This is a genomic window from Ruegeria sp. BHSC029 (assembly GCF_059613085.1).
Map to the genome: position 1 here is coordinate 573,035 of NZ_JBXWRU010000001.1, position 19,963 is coordinate 592,997.

At 60.2% G+C, this 19,963-nt stretch carries 18 protein-coding genes; 6 read left to right on the forward strand and 12 right to left on the reverse strand.

Annotated elements, in window-relative coordinates:
- Window positions 1-3 precede the first annotated feature (3 nt).
- From AC2FML_RS02795 to iscR, 5 genes are read right to left on the reverse strand one after another with little or no spacing between them, the layout of a single operon-like run.
- Entirely contained in the window at window positions 4-207 is a 204-nt protein-coding gene (locus AC2FML_RS02795) for a hypothetical protein (RefSeq protein WP_496781878.1), read from the reverse strand.
- The gene (locus AC2FML_RS02800) at window positions 207-476 is read right to left on the reverse strand and encodes a hypothetical protein (protein ID WP_170442732.1); all 270 of its coding nucleotides are present in this window, start codon (window positions 474-476) and stop codon (window positions 207-209) included. Before AC2FML_RS02800 ends, AC2FML_RS02795 begins: the two co-directional genes overlap by 1 nt.
- A complete protein-coding gene (gene sufB, locus AC2FML_RS02805; RefSeq protein WP_170455296.1) occupies window positions 476-1,996 on the reverse strand; it encodes a Fe-S cluster assembly protein SufB in 1,521 nt (506 codons plus the stop codon). The genes AC2FML_RS02800 and sufB overlap by 1 nt, the downstream gene beginning before the upstream one ends.
- Before the next feature lie 18 nt (window positions 1,997-2,014).
- The gene (locus AC2FML_RS02810; RefSeq protein WP_496781880.1) at window positions 2,015-3,058 is read right to left on the reverse strand and encodes a cysteine desulfurase family protein; all 1,044 of its coding nucleotides are present in this window, start codon (window positions 3,056-3,058) and stop codon (window positions 2,015-2,017) included.
- A gap of 56 nt (window positions 3,059-3,114) precedes the next feature.
- Window positions 3,115-3,573, reverse strand: a complete 459-nt coding sequence (iscR, locus tag AC2FML_RS02815; RefSeq protein ID WP_093962098.1) for a Fe-S cluster assembly transcriptional regulator IscR — start codon at window positions 3,571-3,573, stop codon at window positions 3,115-3,117.
- Window positions 3,574-3,751: 178 nt separating this feature from the next.
- Here iscR and AC2FML_RS02820 point away from each other — a divergent pair, with 178 nt between their 5' ends.
- The 5 genes from AC2FML_RS02820 (at window position 3,752) to AC2FML_RS02840 (ending at window position 8,653) form a co-directional block, all read left to right on the forward strand.
- Window positions 3,752-4,405: an alpha/beta hydrolase gene (locus AC2FML_RS02820; protein ID WP_093962099.1), complete on the forward strand. Its 654-nt coding sequence runs from the start codon at window positions 3,752-3,754 to the stop codon at window positions 4,403-4,405.
- Window positions 4,405-4,650, forward strand: coding sequence for a hypothetical protein (locus tag AC2FML_RS02825; protein ID WP_093962100.1), 246 nt, complete (start codon window positions 4,405-4,407; stop codon window positions 4,648-4,650). Before AC2FML_RS02820 ends, AC2FML_RS02825 begins: the two co-directional genes overlap by 1 nt.
- A gap of 366 nt (window positions 4,651-5,016) precedes the next feature.
- Window positions 5,017-5,352 carry a DMT family transporter gene (locus AC2FML_RS02830; protein WP_170339109.1) on the forward strand — a complete coding sequence of 112 codons (336 nt, stop codon included), beginning with the start codon at window positions 5,017-5,019 and terminating at the stop codon, window positions 5,350-5,352.
- Window positions 5,353-5,426: 74 nt separating this feature from the next.
- On the forward strand, window positions 5,427-7,244 hold the full coding sequence (typA, locus tag AC2FML_RS02835; protein ID WP_170338557.1) for a translational GTPase TypA: 1,818 nt from the start codon (window positions 5,427-5,429) through the stop codon (window positions 7,242-7,244).
- 437 nt (window positions 7,245-7,681) lie between these two features.
- Entirely contained in the window at window positions 7,682-8,653 is a 972-nt protein-coding gene (locus tag AC2FML_RS02840; RefSeq protein WP_496781882.1) for a hypothetical protein, read from the forward strand.
- A gap of 119 nt (window positions 8,654-8,772) precedes the next feature.
- On the opposite strand, the gene AC2FML_RS02845 is transcribed toward AC2FML_RS02840, so the two are convergent.
- The 4 genes from AC2FML_RS02845 to recA all read right to left on the reverse strand — a co-directional run bounded on the left by AC2FML_RS02845 (window position 8,773) and on the right by recA (window position 13,942).
- On the reverse strand, window positions 8,773-9,396 hold the full coding sequence (locus tag AC2FML_RS02845; protein WP_170339104.1) for a transglutaminase-like cysteine peptidase: 624 nt from the start codon (window positions 9,394-9,396) through the stop codon (window positions 8,773-8,775).
- 378 nt (window positions 9,397-9,774) lie between these two features.
- The gene (locus AC2FML_RS02850; RefSeq protein WP_093962104.1) at window positions 9,775-10,062 is read right to left on the reverse strand and encodes a DUF1330 domain-containing protein; all 288 of its coding nucleotides are present in this window, start codon (window positions 10,060-10,062) and stop codon (window positions 9,775-9,777) included.
- A 1-nt stretch (window position 10,063) separates the two neighbouring features.
- A complete protein-coding gene (gene alaS / locus AC2FML_RS02855) occupies window positions 10,064-12,736 on the reverse strand; it encodes an alanine--tRNA ligase (protein WP_496781884.1) in 2,673 nt (890 codons plus the stop codon).
- Window positions 12,737-12,877: 141 nt separating this feature from the next.
- A complete protein-coding gene (gene recA, locus AC2FML_RS02860) occupies window positions 12,878-13,942 on the reverse strand; it encodes a recombinase RecA (protein ID WP_496781885.1) in 1,065 nt (354 codons plus the stop codon).
- Between the two features lie 306 nt (window positions 13,943-14,248).
- Here recA and AC2FML_RS02865 point away from each other — a divergent pair, with 306 nt between their 5' ends.
- Window positions 14,249-14,842 (forward strand): gamma-glutamyl kinase, encoded by a 594-nt coding sequence (locus AC2FML_RS02865; RefSeq protein WP_496781887.1) that lies wholly within the window; start codon window positions 14,249-14,251, stop codon window positions 14,840-14,842.
- Here AC2FML_RS02865 and AC2FML_RS02870 read toward each other — a convergent pair.
- The 3 genes from AC2FML_RS02870 to guaB form a co-directional block, all read right to left on the reverse strand.
- A complete protein-coding gene (locus tag AC2FML_RS02870; protein WP_496781888.1) occupies window positions 14,839-17,130 on the reverse strand; it encodes a hybrid sensor histidine kinase/response regulator in 2,292 nt (763 codons plus the stop codon). The genes AC2FML_RS02865 and AC2FML_RS02870 overlap by 4 nt on opposite strands.
- 104 nt (window positions 17,131-17,234) lie before the next feature.
- On the reverse strand, window positions 17,235-18,395 hold the full coding sequence (locus AC2FML_RS02875) for an RsmB/NOP family class I SAM-dependent RNA methyltransferase (RefSeq protein ID WP_496781890.1): 1,161 nt from the start codon (window positions 18,393-18,395) through the stop codon (window positions 17,235-17,237).
- 28 nt (window positions 18,396-18,423) lie between these two features.
- Complete coding sequence (gene guaB / locus AC2FML_RS02880) at window positions 18,424-19,872, reverse strand: IMP dehydrogenase (protein WP_170359199.1); 1,449 nt, start codon at window positions 19,870-19,872, stop codon at window positions 18,424-18,426.
- Between the last annotated feature and the right edge of the window lie 91 nt (window positions 19,873-19,963).

Consider the following 19,963-nt stretch of genomic DNA (forward strand, 5'->3'; position numbering starts at 1 on the left):
TTCCTATCCCAGCACCCTGCGCAGCAGCCGCGCCGCGATCCATCCCAGGACCGCCCCGCCGCCGATTGCCCAGACCGGGTTGATGAAATCGGTGTAGTTGACGTTGACATAGGCCACGCCCAGCAAGCCGCCCAGAACCGGCAGCGCATAGCCAAGCCAAGTCAGCAAATTATCCTTGCGGATGCCGTCTTGGTGATTTCGCGCCATCAACTTCTCCAATACTTCCATATCTTCTGAAACTGACGCCACCAGAGCCTCCAAACCACGATCAACAGCGGCACGAAAATCAGAAGACTCAGACTTCCGGCCATCGGTCCATTTTTGACGAATGCCGCAACAATGAGTCCCACACAAATCAACACAATCGGCAACACGGCCCGACGTGACAACCAACAGAAAGCCTTCGAGCGTGCGCCTTCCTTGGCATTGGTTTCGAAGACCTTAGCCTCTTGGCTGATTTGGCTGGCACGCGCCATCAGCCGACCGAGCCTTCCAGCGAGATCGCGACCAGCTGCTGGGCTTCCATGGCGAACTCCATCGGCAGCGCCTGCAGCACGTCCTTGCAGAACCCGTTGACCACCAGCGCCACGGCCTCTTCCTCGTCCATGCCGCGCTGGCGGCAATAGAACAGCTGATCGTCATCGACCTTCGAGGTTGTGGCCTCGTGCTCGACCCGGCTGCTGTTGTTCTTGACCTCGATATACGGAACGGTGTGCGCCCCGCATTTGTCGCCGATCAGCAGGCTGTCGCATTGGGTGTAGTTCCGGCTGTTCTTGGCCTTGGGGTGCATCGACACCAGCCCGCGATAGGTGTTCTGGGCCTTGCCCGCGCTGATGCCCTTGGACACGATGCGCGACTTGGTGTTCTTGCCCAAATGGATCATCTTGGTGCCGGTATCGGCCTGCTGCATGTTGTTGGTGATGGCGATCGAGTAGAACTCGCCTTGGCTGTCATCGCCCCGCAGGATGCAGGACGGGTATTTCCAGGTCACGGCACTGCCGGTCTCGACCTGCGTCCACATCACCTTGGACCGGTCGCCCCGACAATCGGCACGCTTGGTCACGAAGTTGTAGATGCCGCCCTTGCCGTTCTCGTCACCCGGGAACCAGTTCTGGACGGTCGAGTATTTCACCTCGGCGTCTTCTTCGACGATGATCTCGACCACTGCGGCGTGCAGCTGCGCGGTATCACGCTGCGGCGCGGTGCAGCCTTCCAGATAGGACACGTACGAGCCCTTGTCGGCGATGATCAGAGTCCGCTCGAATTGGCCCGTGTTTTCCGCGTTGATGCGGAAATAGGTGCTCAACTCCATCGGGCAGCGCACGCCGGGCGGCACATAGACGAACGAGCCGTCCGAGAACACAGCCGAGTTCAGCGTGGCATAGAAATTGTCCGACACCGGAACCACCGAGCCCAGATACTTCTTGACCAGTTCGGGGTGTTCCTTGATCGCCTCGGAGATCGAGCAGAAGATGACGCCGGCCTTCTTCAGCTCGGCCTGGAAGGTCGTGCCCACCGAAACCGAGTCGAACACAGCATCCACGGCGACCTTGCGGCCCTCGGCCGGGGCATCCTCGGCGCCTTCGACGCCTGCCAGAATCATCTGCTCTTTCAGCGGGATACCCAGCTTTTCGTAAGTGGCAAGCAGTTTGGGGTCGACCTCGTCCAGAGACTTGGGCTTGGTCTCCATCGACTTGGGCCGGGCATAGTAATACTGGTCCTGAAAGTCGATTTCAGGATAGTTGACCATGGCCCATTTGGGCTCTTCCATCTGGGTCCAGCGCTCGAAGGCCTTCAGACGCCATTCGGTCATCCACTCGGGTTCTTCGTTCTTTTCCGAGATCAGCTTGACGATATCGGGGTTCACGCCCTTGGGCGCGTACTCCATCTCGATATCGGTATCCCACCCGTATTTGTAGGTTCCGACCTCGCGCACCGCGTCAACGGTTTCCTGATCGACACCTTCTTTTACCTGGGTCTGGTCCAAAGCGGCCATGTTCCACCCTCCGTCAGATCACGCGGCCCGCGCGCGATGCTTTTTCTCTTTTTCCAGCCACGTCTCGGCGAAACGCAGCACGTCTTCTTCACTCGTCTCGGGGCCCAGCGAAACGCGTACCGCGCTGGCCGCCGTGGCCTCGTCATATCCCATCGCGGTCAGTACCGCGCTTGCCCTCACCTTGCCGCTGGAGCAGGCCGAACCGGCGCTGATCGCAAAGCCCGACAGATCCATCTGCATCACCTGCGTTTCGCCCTTCCAGCCGGGCGTCGCAAAGCACAGGGTGTTGGGCAACCGATCCTGATCTTTTCCGACAAAAATAGTAGATTTAGAACCAGCCTCAAGGGCCTTTTCTAGAATATTTCTAAGCTCTGCAACCTTTTCCCAAACTCCGTTTGCCAGATCCCGCGCCGCCGCTTCAGCCGCAGCGCCGAACCCAGCGATTCCAATGACATTTTCCGTCCCCGACCGGCGCCCCATTTCCTGGCCACCGCCCTTGATCCGGGCCTCCAGATCCGTGCCGCGTTTCATCACCACGGCACCCACACCCTTTGGCCCGCCCAGCTTGTGCGCCGAGACCAACGCCATCTGCACATCCAGCCAGTTGAAGGCGATCGGCAGTTTCCCGAACGCCTGCGTGGCATCGGTGACGGCTAGACCCTTGGGCAAGGCCTGAATGATCCCGGTTTCAGAATTGGCGAGTTGCAACGTGGACCGGTCCGGGTCGGCTACGGCGACAACGCCTTGGTGCGAAACCGGCAAATCCTCGACAGTCCAGGCCCTTACGGCATCATGTTCGATCGCCGCGCCATGCAGGTTGCGCCCTTCCAAGGCCAGCGCCGCGCCTTCGGTCGACCCGGATGTGAACACGATATCGGCCCCATCCGCCCCAAAGGCCGCGGCCACCTGCGCACGCGCCTTTTCGATGACAGCCTTGGCCGCTCGCCCCTCAGCATGGACCGAGGAGGGGTTGCCGCAGACCTCCATCGCCGCGATCATCGCGTCGCGCACCTCGGGGCGCAGCCGGGTCGTGGCGTTGTGATCCAGGTAAACACGTCTCATGGACTCACCTTTTCATCCACGGCCACGCCCCTCGAGATTCCCAATCCACTCACCGGTCAATCATCCACGACCGAGAACAGCCCCGGCACCGCCGGACACGGCGCAAGGTCGTTCTGGATCACATCGGACAAGCGTGTCTGGTGCAGGAATACGTAGACATGCGCGCTGAGACTTTCCCACAGGCGGTTGGTCAGCGACTGCGCCCGGCTGCCCGAGGATCCCCCCGACGCCCCGGCCCCCTTGTGCATGGCATCAACTGTTTCATCCACGGCTGACAGAATCTCGACCACGCGGATCTCCGACGCCGGCCGCGCCAAACGATAGCCGCCGCCCGGCCCGCGCACGGATGCAACCAGATCGGCACGGCGCAGCTTGACGAACAGCTGCTCCAGATAGGGCAGCGAAATGTCCTGACGCTCGGAAATCTCTCCCAGGGTCACCAGCGTGTCGGCGGGTTGAAGCGCGATGTCCGCCAACGCCACCATCGCGTAACGGCCCTTGGTTGACAGCTTCATTCTTCGATCCTCGTGGCTTGAACCGCGTGAAAACATTGACGTCGCCGCGGTCAGTGCGTATCTCCGACTGACAGCGTGCTCACGCTGCGATACTCAATTAGAACCGTTCTAAGGTGCCTGACGATAACCGTCAAGTATATCCCGGCGCCCGCGAGAAAAAGACAGGACAACCGCACACATGCCCGAGGTGATTTTTCCCGGACCTGAAGGCCGACTGGAAGGCCGTTACCACCCCCAAAAGGAAAAAGACGCACCGATCGCCATCGTGCTGCACCCGCACCCCCAGTTCGGCGGGACCATGAACAACAAGGTCGTCTACAACCTGCACTACGCGTTCTACAACATGGGTTTTACGGTCCTGCGCTTCAATTTCCGGGGCGTCGGCCGCAGCCAGGGCGAGTATGACCAGGGAGTCGGAGAACTCAGCGACGCGGCATCGGCGTTGGACTATCTGCAGTCGATGAACAACAACTCGAAACATTGCTGGGTTGCAGGCTTTTCGTTCGGAGCCTGGATCGGCATGCAGTTGCTGATGCGTCGCCCCGAGATCACCGGCTTCATCAGCGTGTCGCCGCCCGCGAACATGTATGATTTTTCGTTCCTTGCCCCCTGCCCCTCGTCCGGGCTGATCATCAACGGAACGGCTGACCGGGTGGCACCGCCGGCGGACACCACCGCACTGGTCGGAAAGCTGCACGAGCAGAAGGGTATCACCATCACCCACACCGAGGTTGAAGGAGCCGACCACTTCTTCCAGGGTGAGCACATGGATACGCTGATGACCAACGTGACCGACTACGTCAAACGCCGCCTGACCGAGAACACACGCTGATGTCCGACACCATCACCATTCTCGCGGCGAAACTGGCCGAGGATACGATGAAGGTCATGGACGAAACCGGCCAGGATCGGTTCTACGTCGAAGTCGGTGACGTGCTGGGCGCAGCCTCCCAATCGCTTGAGGAGGCTTTCCTTACCGAAATCCGCGTCCGGTTGGCCGAGCGCAAGGCGCGGCAATTCCTGATCAAGAGGCTGTCGGATCACCGGTCCAAGGTGAAGGCGATCGAAAAGCAATAGGCGCAAAAAAAAGGAGCCCGCGGGCTCCTTTTTCGTTTCATTCGTGGCGTTCAAACTGTTGTTGCGCTTGACCTATCAACCAATTTGGCTGCGTCAGTATCGACGGACCCCCCGTCAGCAAGCCACCCAATCGCCACGATAATTGCCGAAGCAAACACGACCGTTTTTGCAAATGTCGTCATGAAACACACTCGTTAAAAAAGTAATCGAAAACGTGCAGTAGTTTACACACTTTCCGGCCTTGCCATAGTCGGGTTTACCTGACCCCAGATGAACCAACGAAAGGGGCGGCTGCCTGAATTTCCTTGCGCCGTTTCTGAATTCTGTGCTCAACGTCCCAGCAGCTGCATCAAGGGTTCAAGAACCATGCCCCACGCCTACCTGATCCTCCTTCTCGCCGTTATTGCCGAGACAATCGGAACGACCGCACTGCAGGCCAGCCAGCAATTCACCCGGTTCTGGCCCTCGGTTCTGGTGGTGGTGGGCTATGGCTTTGCCTTTTACCTGATGGCGCTGACGCTGAAGGTAATGCCCGTCGGCATCGTTTACGCGATCTGGTCCGGGCTTGGCATCGCTCTGATCGCGCTGATCGGCTTTGTGGTTTTCGGCCAACGGCTGGACTGGCCGGCGGTTCTGGGCCTTGCGATGATTCTGGGCGGTATTCTGGTCATCCACCTCTTTTCGCAGACTGCGGGCCACTGATCGCGCGTTAGGGCTGGTAACTTGTGCCGCGCCGCGTTATGCGCGCGGCAACTTCCCGTTCAAAGGCTGACCTCATGGACCTGCGCAACATCGCAATCATCGCTCACGTGGACCACGGTAAAACGACCCTAGTTGACGAGCTTCTGAAACAATCCGGTGCATTCCGGGAAAACCAGGCCGTGGCCGAGCGCGCCATGGACAGCAACGATCTCGAACGTGAACGCGGCATCACCATTCTGGCCAAGGCCACCAGTGTCGAGTGGAAAGGCACGCGCATCAACATCGTTGACACCCCCGGCCACGCCGATTTCGGCGGCGAGGTCGAGCGTATCCTCAGCATGGTCGACGGTGTTGTGCTTCTGGTCGATGCCGCCGAAGGCCCGATGCCCCAGACGAAATTCGTGACCTCGAAGGCGCTGGCACTGGGTCTGCGTCCAATCGTGGTGCTGAACAAGGTCGACAAGCCCGATGCCGAGCCCGACCGCGCGCTGGACGAATGCTTTGACCTGTTCGCCAACCTCGGCGCCGACGACGACCAGCTGGATTTCCCTGCCATGTACGCCTCGGGGCGGTCCGGCTGGGCCGATATGGAACTGGACGGCCCACGCAAGGACCTGTCCGCCCTGTTCGACCTCGTAGTCGACCACGTTCCCGCCCCCAAACAAGCTGAGCGCAAGGATGAACCCTTCCGCATGTTGGCGACCACTCTGGGCAGCGACCCGTTCATCGGTCGCATCCTGACCGGCCGTGTGGAAAGCGGTACGCTCAAAGCGGGTGACAGCCTCAAAGCGCTCAGCCGTGACGGCAAGCTGATCGAGAATTTCCGGGCCACCAAGATCCTGGCCTTCCGCGGCCTCAGCCAGCAACCGATCGACGTTGCCGAAGCGGGCGACATCGTAACCATCGCAGGCATGAGCAAGGCCACCGTTGCGGATTCGCTGGTGGCGCCTCAGGTGGACGAGGCCCTGCCCGCCCAGCCGATCGACCCGCCGACCATCACCGTCACTTTTGGCATCAACGACTCGCCGCTGGCGGGGCGTGACGGCAAGAAAGTCCAGTCGCGCGTCATTCGCGACCGCCTGATGAAAGAGGCCGAATCGAACGTGGCGATCCAGATCACGGACACCCCCGGCGGCGAAGCCTTCGAGGTCGCGGGCCGCGGTGAATTGCAGATGGGCGTTCTGATCGAGAACATGCGTCGCGAAGGGTTCGAGCTCAGCATCTCGCGCCCGCAGGTTCTGTTCCGCGAGGAAGACGGCCAACGCCTGGAGCCCATCGAGGAAGTCACCATCGACGTGGACGACGAATTCTCGGGCGCAGTCATCGAAAAGGTGACAGGCGCGCGCAAGGGCGAGTTGGTTGAGATGCGCCCCGCCGGAGTTGGCAAAACCCGCATCATCGCGCACGTACCGTCGCGTGGCCTGATCGGCTATCACGGTGAATTCCTGACCGACACCCGCGGCACCGGCGTTCTGAACCGCGTGTTCCACGGCTGGGCACCGCACAAGGGCCCGATCCCCGGGCGGCGCGCCGGCGTTCTGATCTCGATGGAGAACGGCCAGGCCGTCGCATACGCGCTGTGGAACCTGGAAGAGCGTGGGCGGATGTTCGTCGGCCCCCAGACCGATGTGTATCAGGGCATGATTATCGGCGAACATTCGCGGGACAATGACCTTGAGGTGAACCCGCTGAAAGGCAAGAAACTGACCAACGTGCGGGCCAGCGGTTCGGACGATGCCGTTCGCCTGACACCGCATGTCCAGTTCTCGCTGGAGGAGGCCATTGCTTACATCGACGACGATGAGCTGGTCGAAGTAACTCCGAACGCGATCCGACTGCGAAAGCGGTTCCTTGACCCGCACGAACGCAAGCGTATGGCCAAGTCAGCCTGACCCCCGGTCCGTTCGATTTTGGACGGGTCGGAAACAATGGCGCGAATGTGACATTTTTGCGTCCATCTGAAACAGTGTTTTCTCAGGGAAGCCATGAATGGATCATGGCTTCCCTTTTGTTTTGCCTGCAATTTCATCCATAAGATGAGTTAATTCCGTATTGCTATCGCGGTGTTGCCCTTGAAAATGCGGCGTGATAGGGGTGTAATTGTGTTCAAAGTATGTCATCGCCAGGTTGTTCGGTGATGAGTTTAACGAGTTTAAGGAGGCGCGATATGCGCATCAAATCCCGTCTACTGACAATAGTATTTGCTTCAGCTTCATTGCCGCTGATGTCCGGCGGACCTGTTGTCGCCGCGGACAAATGTACGATCCAGACAGCCCGGCAGTCGGTTTCCACAGAAACCCTGTGTGCCTGTACGGTCGTGGATGCACGGATGCTGCGTTACATCCAGCGTCGTGCCGATTTTGAAGACATTCTTGCCCGCACTTTGCAGACCTGCCCGGCTTTTGCAGCCGTACTGACGGATTTCCCTACCGCGTCGATCGGGACGGTTGATCAAAGATCCGGCGACGGCCCTTCGGACCCGGGTGGCAGTTCTTCGGGCGGCAGCTCGAGCGGTGGTAGCTCGAGCGGCGGCAGTTCCTCTGGCGGAAGCGGAGTTACCCCAACTGGTGGCGGCAGCTCCAGTGGTGGCAGCTCAAGCGGCGGTAGCTCTAGCGGTGGCAGTTCCAGCGGTGGGTCCGGTGATGGCGGTGGCAGCTCAAGCGGCGGTAGCTCAAGCGGCGGTAGCTCCAGTGGCGGTTCCGGTGACGGTGGCAGTTCCAGTGGCGGTAGCTCCAGTGGCGGGTCCGGCGATGGTGGTGGCAGCTCAAGCGGTGGCAGCTCTAGCGGTGGGTCCGGTGATGGCGGCAGCTCAAGCGGTGGCAGCTCCAGCGGTGGGTCCGGTGATGGCGGCAGCTCAAGCGGTGGCAGCTCCAGCGGTGGGTCCGGTGATGGCGGCAGCTCAAGCGGCGGTAGCTCTAGCGGTGGGTCCGGTGATGGCGGCAGCTCAAGCGGCGGTAGCTCCAGCGGTGGGTCCGGTGATGGCGGCAGCTCAAGCGGCGGTAGCTCCAGCGGTGGGTCCGGTGATGGCGGCTCGGGCGGTGGCGACGGCGGTGACGGCGGCGGCTCGGGTGATGGCGGCTCGGGCGGTGGCGACGGCGGTGACGGCGGCGGCTCGGGTGATGGCGGCTCGGGCGGCGGCGACGGTGGCAGCTCAAGCGGCGGCAACGGTAACGGCGGCGGCAACGGTAACGGCGGCGGCAACGGTAACGGCGGCGGCGTCAACGGTAATAATGGCGGCGGAAATGGACCGGAAGGCGCAAGCCCTGGTCAGGGCAACAACGCCAACAATGACGAGGACTAACCACCTTTGGTCGTGATGCCACGTTTCAGTGGCAATCTGGCATACAAATGAAAAAGGGCGATGAATTCATCGCCCTTTTTTTGCTGGAGCCTTCAAGAAACTCAAATCGCTGTGGCTTCTTAGCTTCGCCCGTAAATCCCAACCCAACGCTGGGGCTGTTTCGGATCCTGCATCCGCAGGAACAAATAGCGTGTGGCCGACCAGGGTTTGATCCGATTGGTCAGGTTGTCCAGCACGAGATCACCTTGATTGGAGCGGTAAACCAGAACCGCGTGAGGGCCGCGGCGGGTGTCCAAAACGGTCGCCAGCAAAAGCTTGTTGGGATCAATTCCAGCCTTGATCAGGTCACGCTTTTTCAGCAGCGCAAAATCCTCGCAATCACCGCCGCGCGATGTTGGCAGGGCCCAACGCTCCCGCGTCTTGTACTGCACTTGGTCCGTGACCTCACGCGTTGTCGCATTGACCTGGGCATTGATTTGCTTGACCAGTCGCAGTTCCTGATGGCTGGGCAGCGAAACCGACTTCTTGTTCGCACAAGCCCAAGCATACTGGCGGCACAAGGTCCGTGCGCCCGACGGCGGTGGCGAAGCCGAAAACCCCGAAATGAAAGCTGTCTCTGAAGCGCTGGCTTGTCCTGTCGCAAGAACGGCACCGCCGATCACTCCCAACACACCCAGAGCCAATGTGGCCTTGCTGGCCGCGCGACTTGCCACTGTGTTGAGCCTGTCCAAAACCCGTTTCATGCCTGTCCCTCGATCCCATACGTTCGACTGACTGCCGCTTCTGAGGACCATATTCTGCTTTTGGAAACTATCCGTTAACAGACTGGCTCTGGCAATCCTCGGTCAGGTTGTCGGCAAAAAACGGCGGAAATTTGTAACTCAATATGACCTTTTCCGCGCAAGAAAATGGCGAAGCCTGACACATTTAGAGGTAGAGTGTCATAGTTTCGCCGCCACAAAAAATCTCAACCCACTGAAAGTATGAGGGAAATTTTGTTGCGAGACGTGATCACCGGAACACTATCGGCCCAATTCCAGGATCGGCGTCGCAACTTTGGCTGACGTAGCGTCACCCAAAGCGGGTTCCGGAGCCAATCCAAGACCGGCTCCGGTTGATTCTCACTCGGTCGTTTCGACGACCAGCAATTCGCGCTCGCTTGCGCCCCGGGCGTGGCTCAGGGCTTCTTGGTATTCAGCCGAGTTGTAACAGGCGACGGCGGCTTCAACCGACGGGAACTTCGCCACGACATTGCGGGGCCGCTCTTTGCCTTCCAGTTGGACATAGCGTCCTGCACGGGCAATGAACGTGCCCCCATGTTTGGAAATGGCCGGGCCGGCAAGCTCGGCGTATTTGCCATAAGCTTCGGCATCAGTAACCGTGACATGTGCAATCCAGAGTGCTGGCATCCTATCCTCCCAAAACCTCTTCCGCGGCCTTGATGGCCGCCGCGGCGTTGGCGGCATCGCGACCACCGCCCTGCGCCATGTCGGGACGCCCGCCGCCGCCCTTGCCGCCCAGTTCCTGCACGGCGGCCTTGACCAGATCGACGGCCGATATCGACTGCGTCAGGTCGCTTGTGACACCGGCAGCAACTGCAGCCTTGCCGCCCGTGTCGGCGATCAGAAGAACGGCGCCCGATCCCAGCCGCGCTTTGTGCTCATCAATGAGGGCCGGCAGATCCTTGCCCGACACACCATTCAGAGCCTGTGCCAGGAACTTGACGCCGTTGATCTCTTTGGCTTCCGCGCCGCCGCCTTGACCGGCTCCACCGGCCATCGCCAGATCGCGGCGCAGTTGCGCCACTTCGTTCTGCAACGACTTGCGCTCGTCCAGCAGAGCTTTGATGCGATCGACGACATCATCCGGCTGCGCCTTCAACTCGGCAGCAATCTGGCCAAGCCGCCGATCCTGCTCGGTCAAGTACCGCAATGCAGAGTCCCCGGTCAGAGCCTCGATCCGCCGCACGCCCGCGCTGCTTGCACTGTCACCCAGAATGACAAAGGTCCCGATATCTCCTGTCTGGCGCACATGCGTACCGCCACACAGTTCGATCGACCAGGTTTGGCCGTCATGGCCCTTGCCGGTCTGGGCCTTGCCCATCGAGACGACCCGGACTTCGTCGCCGTATTTCTCACCGAACAACGCCTGTGCCCCCAAGGCGCGGGCATCGTCCGGGGTCATGATACGGGTTTCGACCGTCGAGTTCTGACGAATGAACTCATTCACCTCGCGTTCCACGGTCTGCAACTCAGCCTGTGTCAGCGCTTTGGCGTGGCTGAAATCAAACCGCAGACGGTCGGCAGCATTCAACGATCCGCGCTGTGCAACATGATCGCCAAGCGTTTCTCGCAGCGCTTCGTGCAGTAGGTGGGTCGCCGAGTGGTTCGCTCGGATGGCCGAGCGCCGGGCGTGATCAACTTCGAGCTCTACGGCATCACCTTTGGCGATCGCACCGCTGTCCACGACGATCTTGTGTGCATAGACCTTGCCATCCGCGAATTTCCGGGTGTCTTCGACCGTCGCGCTCTGGGTGCGGTCTTCAAGACGCCGGATGCTGCCGGAATCGCCAACTTGGCCACCGGCCTCGCCGTAGAAGGGTGTCTGGTTTACGACCACCCAGCCGGATCCGCCCTGCTCGATACGGTCCACAAGGTCACCGTCGACCACCAGAGCCACAACCTGACCCTCAGCCATTTCGGTTTCGTAGCCCAGGAAATCGGTCGCACCGCTTGCGTCCAGTATGTCGAACCAGACCGCCTGATCTGCTGCCTCGCCCGAACCAGCCCAGGCGGCGCGCGCCTTCGCCTTCTGCTCGGCCATGGCGGTGTCGAACCCGGCGGTATCAACCGTCCGACCTTTTTCGCGCAGGGCATCCTGGGTCAGGTCAATCGGGAAGCCATAGGTGTCATACAGCTTGAAGGCGGCATCCCCGGGCAGTGGCGCCCCGTCCGGCAGGCCCGCCACTTCGTCATCCAGCAGCTTGAGCCCCCGGTCCAAAGTCTGCTTGAACCGGGTTTCCTCCAACAACAACGTCTCTTCGATCAGAGCCTGAGCACGACCCAGCTCGGAATACTGCGCGCCCATCAATTGAACCAGTGTCGGAACAAGTTTGTGCATGACCGGATCCTTGGCGCCCAGAAGATGCGCGTGGCGCATGGCCCGGCGCATGATCCGGCGCAGGACATAACCGCGACCATCATTCGAGGGCATGACCCCGTCGGCAATCAGGAAAGAGGTCGACCGCAAGTGGTCGGCAATTACCCGATGGTGCACATTCTGATCGCCGTAGGGGTCCACATGCGTGACTTCGGCCGAGGCCTCGATCAGTGTCTTGAAAAGGTCGGTGTCATAGTTGTCATGGCTGCCCTGCAGCAACGCGCCGATCCGTTCCAGACCCATGCCGGTATCGATCGACTGCATGTCCAGTTCACGCATCGAGCCGTCTTCGAACTGCTCGTTCTGCATGAAAACGATGTTCCAGATCTCGATGAACCGGTCACCGTCTTCCTCGGCCGATCCCGGAGGTCCGCCCCAGATGTGGTCGCCGTGATCATAGAAGATCTCGGTACAGGGGCCGCAGGGACCGGTCGGGCCCATTTGCCAGAAATTGTCGCTGGTGGCGATGCGGATGATCCGGTCTTCGGGAACGCCGACTTTCTTCCAGATCTCGAACGCCTCGTCATCGGTATGATAGACGGTCGTCAGCAGACGGTTCTTGTCGATCCCGAACTCCTTGGTGATCAACTCCCAAGCGAACGGAATCGCTTCCGATTTGAAATAATCGCCGAACGAGAAGTTGCCCAGCATCTCGAAGAACGTGTGGTGGCGGGCCGTGTAACCGACATTGTCCAGGTCGTTATGCTTGCCGCCGGCGCGCACGCATTTCTGCGCCGTGGTGGCACGTGTGTAGTCGCGGGTCTCAAGGCCGGTGAACAGGTTCTTGAACTGCACCATGCCCGAGTTAACGAACATCAGCGTCGGGTCGTTGCGCGGCACAAGCGGGCTCGACGCGACCACTTCGTGCCCTTGTTTGGCAAAGTAGTTCAGAAAGGTTGAGCGGATATCGTTCAGCGTGGGCATTGGGCTCTCTCAGCGCGCATTCATGATCTATCGCGACGGTTTAGCCCCCTGCCCGCCGATAGTCCACAGGATTGCTGCACCGCAAACGAAACAAGGTGAACCCGAAGGCTCACCTTGCCAGTGTTCTCTCGGATCTTCCGATCAGGCTTCGAGGATATCATCCTCATCCGCCGCAGGCGGCATGTCGAAATCAAGTCCGTGCGCGGCACGGATCTTATCCTCGATTTCCAGCGCAACCCGACTGTTGTCCCGCAGGTATTGCTTGGTGTTTTCACGCCCCTGCCCGATCCGCTCATCCCCATAGCTGAACCACGAGCCGGACTTTTCGACCACACCGGCTTTGACGCCAAGATCCAGCAGTTCGCCCATCTTGCTGATGCCCTCGCCATACATGATGTCGAATTCCACCTGCTTGAACGGCGGGGCCACCTTGTTCTTGACCACCTTCACGCGGGTCTGGTTGCCGACCACCTCATCGCGGTCTTTGATCGCGCCGATCCGGCGGATGTCCAGACGGACCGAGCTGTAGAATTTCAGGGCGTTGCCCCCGGTCGTAGTTTCCGGGCTTCCGAACATGACGCCGATCTTCATGCGGATCTGGTTGATGAAAATCACCATGCAGTTGCTGCGGGCGATCGAGCCGGTCAGTTTGCGCATCGCCTGGCTCATCAGCCGGGCCTGCACACCCACATTGCTGTCGCCCATGTCGCCTTCCAGCTCGGATTTCGGCGTCAAAGCCGCCACCGAGTCCACCACGACCATGTTGACCGCCCCGGAACGCACCAGCGTATCGGTGATTTCCAGCGCCTGTTCACCCGTATCGGGCTGCGAGATCAGAAGCTCGTCCAGATCCACCCCAAGCTTGCGGGCGTATTGCGGGTCCAGCGCGTGTTCCGCATCGACGAATGCACAGACGCCGCCGCGTTTCTGCTGCTCTGCGATACAATGCAGGGTCAGGGTCGTCTTGCCCGAGCTTTCCGGGCCGTAGATTTCGACAATCCGACCCATCGGAAGTCCGCCGATGCCAAGAGCGATATCCAGCCCAAGTGACCCGGTCGAACTGGCTTCGATCTCCTGCCGGGCACCATCGCCCAGCTTCATGATCGAGCCCTTGCCGAACTGCCGCTCGATCTGCGCCAACGCGCTGTCCAGCGCCTTTTGCTTGTCAGGGTTTTTCTTGTCGTTCATTGTCAGAAGATCCGCCATTGTCCTGTCGCCTTCCCTTTTGTCACACCCATCACCGGGCGGCAATCGCTGCTTCGTTCGCCTCTTGTTCCTTATGAGATCAAAAAGGGAACATTTCAACAAAAACTTTCATTCCTTACCTTTCGATGAAGAGGTTAAAGAGTCGTTTACTCTGATCTCGAAACTGCTCAATCATGCCCAAGGCTCTGTCTTTTCAATGAAACTTTGCTTGCGCAGGCTGGCGATTTTGTGCGGAAGCAATTGACCTTGGCTGCCGGGGCGGACAATCATGTGGCACGACAGCCTTCGGCGCAGGAAAGACATGAAATGCTGATCTTCTTCAAGGAACGCCTTGCGCTTTTGTCCCTGCCCAAAACCGGAAGCACCGCCTATCAGGTCGCGTTGCGGGATCGGGCGGATATCGTGGTGTCGGGTCCACCGGATCTGAAACATGCGCCGGTGCGTCGTTACGACCGTTTCTTCCAGAACATTTTCCGCAAGATGTACGACACGGAAATGGAAATCATGGCCGTAGTGCGCGAACCCGTCGATTGGCTGGGCAGCTGGTACCGGTACAGGACGCGCACCGAATTGACGGGCCACCCGCATTCGACCGACGGCATGTCTTTCGACAAGTTTGTCCAAGCTTATACGCAGTCGCCCCGTCCCGCGTTTGCCGATGTCGGCAGCCAAACTGAATTCTTCCGGACCCGCAGCAACGGCGCCGGTGCTTCGCACATCTTTCGCTACGAACACCAGGACGAGATTCTGGACTTCCTTCAAGATCGACTGAACGCCCGGATCGATCTGACCCGCGAAAATGTATCGCCCAAGCGGGAACTGATACTTTCGGACCAGACCCTGGATACATTCCGCAAGGCTCATGCCGCCGAGTTTCGTCTGCATCAGCAGGCGCGTTAGTTGAGGTTTTGAAACACCGCCTCGGTTAATTGTGTCAGTGAAAAAGGCTTGGGCAGGAAGGTCGAGTGTCTGATCTCCGGCCCAGCGTCCCCAAACGCGCCTTCGGTATAGCCCGACATGAAGACCACCCGCACATCGGGCCGGCTTTCCAGCGCCTTGGCGACCCAGGTTGGACCATCCATTCCGGGCATGACCACGTCCGTAACGAAGACGTCGACGTGCAGGTTCTGATCCTCGAGAATGCGCAACGCGTCATCGGCCGAGCCCGCCTCAAAGACGGTATAACCCTTGAGGCGCAAGGCACGGGTTGCAAAGGCGCGTACCGGCGCCTCATCCTCGACCAGCAAAACGACACCTTCGCCTTGATGCGCGTTCGGTTCCGGTTGTGCCGGCGGTTCGATCGCAACCTCGGTGTCCCGTGCCAAGCAGACCGGCAGCATGACGTTGAACTCGGTCCCACGCCCTTCGGTGCTGTCCACGAAGATGAAGCCGCCGGTTTGCTTGACGATGCCATAGACCGTCGACAAACCCAGCCCGGTCCCCTCGCCTGTCCGTTTCGTCGTATAGAAGGGTTCGAAGATCTTCTGCAGCTTGTCTGACGGAATACCGAAGCCACTGTCGATGACCTTGACCGAAACATATTCACCCACCGGAACGGTCGCCCTGTCCCGCATCAGCGGCTCGGTCAAAGAAAACACCTCGGTTTCGATACGGATTTCTCCGCCGTCTGGCATCGCATCGCGCGCGTTCACCACGAGGTTCATGATGACCTGTTCCAACTGCCTTTTGTCTGCGCGAACGGGCTTGAGAACCGGATCATGACTGAGGATCAGCTTGACCTTCTCGCCCACCAGGCGGTTCAACAAGTGGATCAGGTCGGAAATGGTATCGCGCAGATCCAGCACTTCGGGTCGCAGAGTCTGTTTTCGGGAAAAGGCCAGCAACTGGCTGACCAACGCAGCGGCCCGGTTGGCATTCTGGTTTATCTGGACGAGATCGCCGTAGTTCGGGTCACTTTGATCATGGCGCAGCAGCAGCAGGTCGCAATGTCCGGAAATGGCGGTCAGCAGGTTGTTGAAATCATGCGCCACGCCGCCCGCCAACTGCCCGACCGCCTGCATCTTTTGCCCTTGGACGAACTGAGCCTCCAGCGTCTTGAGTTCGGTCGCGTCGTTCAGCACGGCAACAAGGCGCACCTCACCGTTCTTGACGATGCGGGTCAGGGTCAGTTGCACGAAGACCTCTCGGTCCTTTCCACCCAGCCGCAGGAATTCGGAACGTGGTGGCCCATCGCACGCGGCGACCTGAAGCAGCCAGTCCCGCAAGGGATGCCCCAATCCGCTCAGAACCGTGTCGATATTGGTCTGACCAAATTCAACATCACCGATCAGCTTGCGCGCCAGTCGATTGGCATCCAGAATCTCACCGCCCGGAGCGATGTGCATCATGGGCACCGGGACGTCAGCGAAAGTCGTGGTCCACTGATCTACAGGCACGTCGTCAAGCACGACCAGCGCTATGTCCCGGCCCGCGCTGGTTTTTTGAACCTCGCACACGAATACCCGCCGCGAACTTTCTTGAGCAGGCAGGCGCAGAACCGTTTTACCGGATATGACCTCCGGCGTCAGAGCCTCGGCCGCGCCAACCTCGCTGCCTCGGAGCATCGCCTCGGCCGCAGCATTCATGTTCAAGACCACGTCATTTCGCCCGAGCGTCACGATCGGAAGCGAAGTATACGCCCAAGGTTGCCGACCCGAGGCCTTGATCCGCCACAGGTACAGATCATCGCCAAGGTCGATCGCCAGAACTGGAATTGTCGTACCCTTTGTCACGATGTCTTCTGCCGCGCGCCCTTCGGCTTGCGCCAATGACTGCATCCGAACCAGTATTGCCGCAGGATTGGCGAAAACGGACCGCAAACACATGTCCAGCCTTGCGCCTGTTGAGGCGTTGAACCTGTCCCGCGCTGCGGAATTCACGATCAGCACCCGCCCGTTGGCATCCGTGATGAAACCCGGAGCGGGCTCTTTTTCCAGAAACGACGCGAGAATGGTCTGCGCCTGTTTGTCAACGCGATACGAGAACCATCCGCGCAACAGAACAAACGCGCCAACGGCCAGAAAAGACCCTCCGACCGCCAGCAGGCCCGAAACCAACTGAGGTGAGAACGGAAAGAGTTGGGCGAGAATGACCAACAAAAGCGCGACACCGACCAGAGAAATGGCCCGCGACCAGCTCGGAAAATGTCGCCCGGTCAAGCTTGGCGTAAATTGAGCGACTTCGGTCATCAACAACTCGATTCAAAATCAATCCACGGCATATCGTGGTACAAAGAGTTAATATCCGCTTAAGAAATCCAGCGGACATTCTCCTTTAAGTTGTTTTCAACGTATCAGCGTCGCGTCAAGTGGGCGGAATAGAAGCCGTCGGTGCCGTGTACAACCTGCCACAATCGGCTGAACGTGCATTGCCATTCCGGATGCGCCGACAGGAACGTGTCTATGACGCCTCTGTTTTCGACATCCAGCATCGAACAGGTGGCGTAGGCCAATACACCGTCATCACAGATGAGGGGTGCGGCCGCGTCCAGAATGGACAATTGTGTCTGAGGCAACTGGGCCAATTGCTCGGGCGTCAATGCCCATTTGCCCGCAGGTGCGCGCCGCCACGAGCCGCTCCCGGAACAGGGGGCATCAGTCAGCACCAGGTCAAACGGGCCGTGTTCTTCCAAGTCATCCGTAGACAGGATGGAAATGCGCGCTCCCGCCCGTCGTGCTCGGTCAGGAAGGTCACGCATGCGCCCGGGGTTGGCGTCATTGGCGAAGACTTCGACACCGCCAGAGGCGGCCATGGCCAACGCCTTGCCGCCACCCCCGGCACAATAGTCCAGAACCCTCATGCCGGGTCTTAGGTTCAATGCAGCAACGACAGCCTGGCTCGCCGCATCCTGCAACTCGACCAAGCCGTCACGATAGCTTTGGGATTGCGAAACCTTCCGGGCACCATCGACGACTTCAAGCGCCGTCTCGCAGGCCGGGTGCGGCGCAGTGGAAATCCCTTCCCGCGTCAGTGCATCCACCGCCTCTTGCATGCTCGTGCGGGCCAGATTGACCCGCAGGTGAACCGGAGCGCGTGATTGCAGCGCGGCGGCGGCCTCTCTGGCACTTTCACCAAGCGACCGCTCGAACACCGGCCAAAGCCACTCGGGTATGTCAAACTGTTCGGCTTCCGTATCGAATGGACGTCCGACCTCGTCCGCCGTGACGGGGTCTGGGGCGTGACCAACTCCGTTGAACAGATCGACCGGGTCCTGGCCCCGGGACCGCAGAGCGCCCAACATCAGGCCTCGCCCGGTCCTTGCACCGCCGATCGCAGCGTAAGACCGAAGATGCCGAAGCGCGTCAAAGACATGGTCGCGGATCGCCGCCCTGTCTTTCGATCCCGCAAAACGGCTGCGCCGCGCCCATCCCGTCAACGCTTTCTCGGCGGGGGTTCCGCCCAGAAAATCGTCTAGGATTTCGATAGCGGCCTGAACGCGCGCGCCTGGGGTCATGTCGAGGTCCTGAGTCCGACGGAAACCATCACATCACGCGGTAGTTGGGGCTTTCGCGTGTGATCTGCACGTCATGCACGTGGCTTTCCTTCAGACCCGCTCCGGTGATCTTCACGAACTGACAATTGCGGCGCATTTCATCAACAGTCGCGCAGCCGGTATAGCCCATGGCCGCACGCAGACCGCCGACCAGTTGATGAACGACGGCGCTGGCCGAGCCCTTGTAGGGCACCTGTCCCTCGATCCCCTCGGGCACCAACTTGTCATTCGCGGCGTCTTTCTGGAAATAACGATCGGCCGAGCCGCGCGCCATCGCGCCTAGGCTGCCCATGCCGCGATAGGATTTGAAAGAGCGGCCCTGATACAGGATCACCTCGCCCGGGCTTTCGTCGGTGCCGGCGATCATCGAGCCAACCATAGCGCAGGACGCGCCCGCCGCGATGGCCTTGGCGAAATCGCCCGAGAACTTGATACCACCATCGGCGATGACCGGCACGTCGCCAGCCGCAGCCGAGCAATCCATGATTGCCGTCAACTGGGGCACGCCGACACCGGCCACCATGCGCGTGGTGCAGATCGAGCCCGGCCCGATCCCGACCTTGACCGCATCGGCGCCAGCGTCGATCAGGGCCTTGGTTGCGTCGCCCGTTGCGACGTTGCCCGCGATGATCTGCACTTCGTTCGACAGGGCCTTGATCCGCTTCACCGCGTCCAGCACCCCTTGGGAATGGCCGTGCGCCGTGTCGACCACGATGATGTCGACGCCAGAGTCGACCAATTGCTCGGATCGTTCAAAGCCGGCATCGCCAACCGACGTGGCCGCCGCAACCCGCAGCCGACCCAGATGGTCTTTGCAGGCCGTGGGGTTCAGCACCGCTTGTTCCGTATCCTTCAAGGTCAGCAGACCGGTCAGTTTGCCCGATCCGTCGACGACCAGCAGCTTTTCAATCCGGCGAGCCTTCATCAGGCTCTTTGCCTCTTCCAGGTCGGCCGGCTCCTGCAGCATCGCCAGATTATCCGTGGTCATCATCGCGCGGATCGGCTGGTCGTCCGACGTGGCAAAACGCATGTCGCGGTTGGTCACGATGCCCACGACGCGGCCTTCGTCATCCACCACCGGGAACCCCGTGAAGTTGTAGCGTTCAACCAGGGCCTTGGCATCGGCCAGCGTTTGATTGGCGCGCAGGGTGACGGGGTTGTAGACGATGCCGGATTCGAAGCGTTTGACCCGGCGCACCTCACGCGACTGCTCCTCGACGGTCAGGTTCTTGTGGATGACCCCGATGCCCCCGGCCTGCGCCATTGCGATGGCCATCCGCGCCTCGGTCACCGTGTCCATGGCCGAGCTGAGCAGCGGTATGTTCATGGTGATCGCGCGCGTCACGCGCGTGGACGTGTCCGCCGTTGCCGGCAGCACCGACGAGGCCGCCGGAACCAAAAGAACGTCATCAAAGGTGAGTGCCTCACGAATCTGCATCTGCTAACCCCATGCAAAACCCCGTTTGGCGGTGACCCTATTGCATGGTTTCGACCAAAGGAAAAGCCCCTGCCCCAACTTGTTCGCCCAC

Coding starts and splice junctions, on each gene's coding strand:
- sufB (WP_170455296.1), bottom strand. CDS start 1,996: ATGGCCGCTTTGGACCAGACCCAGGTAAAAGAAGGTGTCGATCAGGAA.
- recA (WP_496781885.1), bottom strand. CDS start 13,942: ATGGCGGATCTTCTGACAATGAACGACAAGAAAAACCCTGACAAGCAA.
- AC2FML_RS02795 (WP_496781878.1), bottom strand. CDS start 207: ATGGCGCGAAATCACCAAGACGGCATCCGCAAGGATAATTTGCTGACT.
- AC2FML_RS02820 (WP_093962099.1), top strand. CDS start 3,752: ATGCCCGAGGTGATTTTTCCCGGACCTGAAGGCCGACTGGAAGGCCGT.
- AC2FML_RS02830 (WP_170339109.1), top strand. CDS start 5,017: ATGCCCCACGCCTACCTGATCCTCCTTCTCGCCGTTATTGCCGAGACA.
- alaS (WP_496781884.1), bottom strand. CDS start 12,736: ATGCCCACGCTGAACGATATCCGCTCAACCTTTCTGAACTACTTTGCC.
- AC2FML_RS02875 (WP_496781890.1), bottom strand. CDS start 18,395: ATGACCCCAGGCGCGCGCGTTCAGGCCGCTATCGAAATCCTAGACGAT.
- AC2FML_RS02845 (WP_170339104.1), bottom strand. CDS start 9,396: ATGAAACGGGTTTTGGACAGGCTCAACACAGTGGCAAGTCGCGCGGCC.
- AC2FML_RS02810 (WP_496781880.1), bottom strand. CDS start 3,058: ATGAGACGTGTTTACCTGGATCACAACGCCACGACCCGGCTGCGCCCC.
- AC2FML_RS02850 (WP_093962104.1), bottom strand. CDS start 10,062: ATGCCAGCACTCTGGATTGCACATGTCACGGTTACTGATGCCGAAGCT.
- guaB (WP_170359199.1), bottom strand. CDS start 19,872: ATGCAGATTCGTGAGGCACTCACCTTTGATGACGTTCTTTTGGTTCCG.
- typA (WP_170338557.1), top strand. CDS start 5,427: ATGGACCTGCGCAACATCGCAATCATCGCTCACGTGGACCACGGTAAA.
- AC2FML_RS02865 (WP_496781887.1), top strand. CDS start 14,249: ATGCTGATCTTCTTCAAGGAACGCCTTGCGCTTTTGTCCCTGCCCAAA.
- AC2FML_RS02800 (WP_170442732.1), bottom strand. CDS start 476: ATGGCGCGTGCCAGCCAAATCAGCCAAGAGGCTAAGGTCTTCGAAACC.
- AC2FML_RS02825 (WP_093962100.1), top strand. CDS start 4,405: ATGTCCGACACCATCACCATTCTCGCGGCGAAACTGGCCGAGGATACG.
- iscR (WP_093962098.1), bottom strand. CDS start 3,573: ATGAAGCTGTCAACCAAGGGCCGTTACGCGATGGTGGCGTTGGCGGAC.
- AC2FML_RS02870 (WP_496781888.1), bottom strand. CDS start 17,130: ATGACCGAAGTCGCTCAATTTACGCCAAGCTTGACCGGGCGACATTTT.
- AC2FML_RS02840 (WP_496781882.1), top strand. CDS start 7,682: ATGCTGCGTTACATCCAGCGTCGTGCCGATTTTGAAGACATTCTTGCC.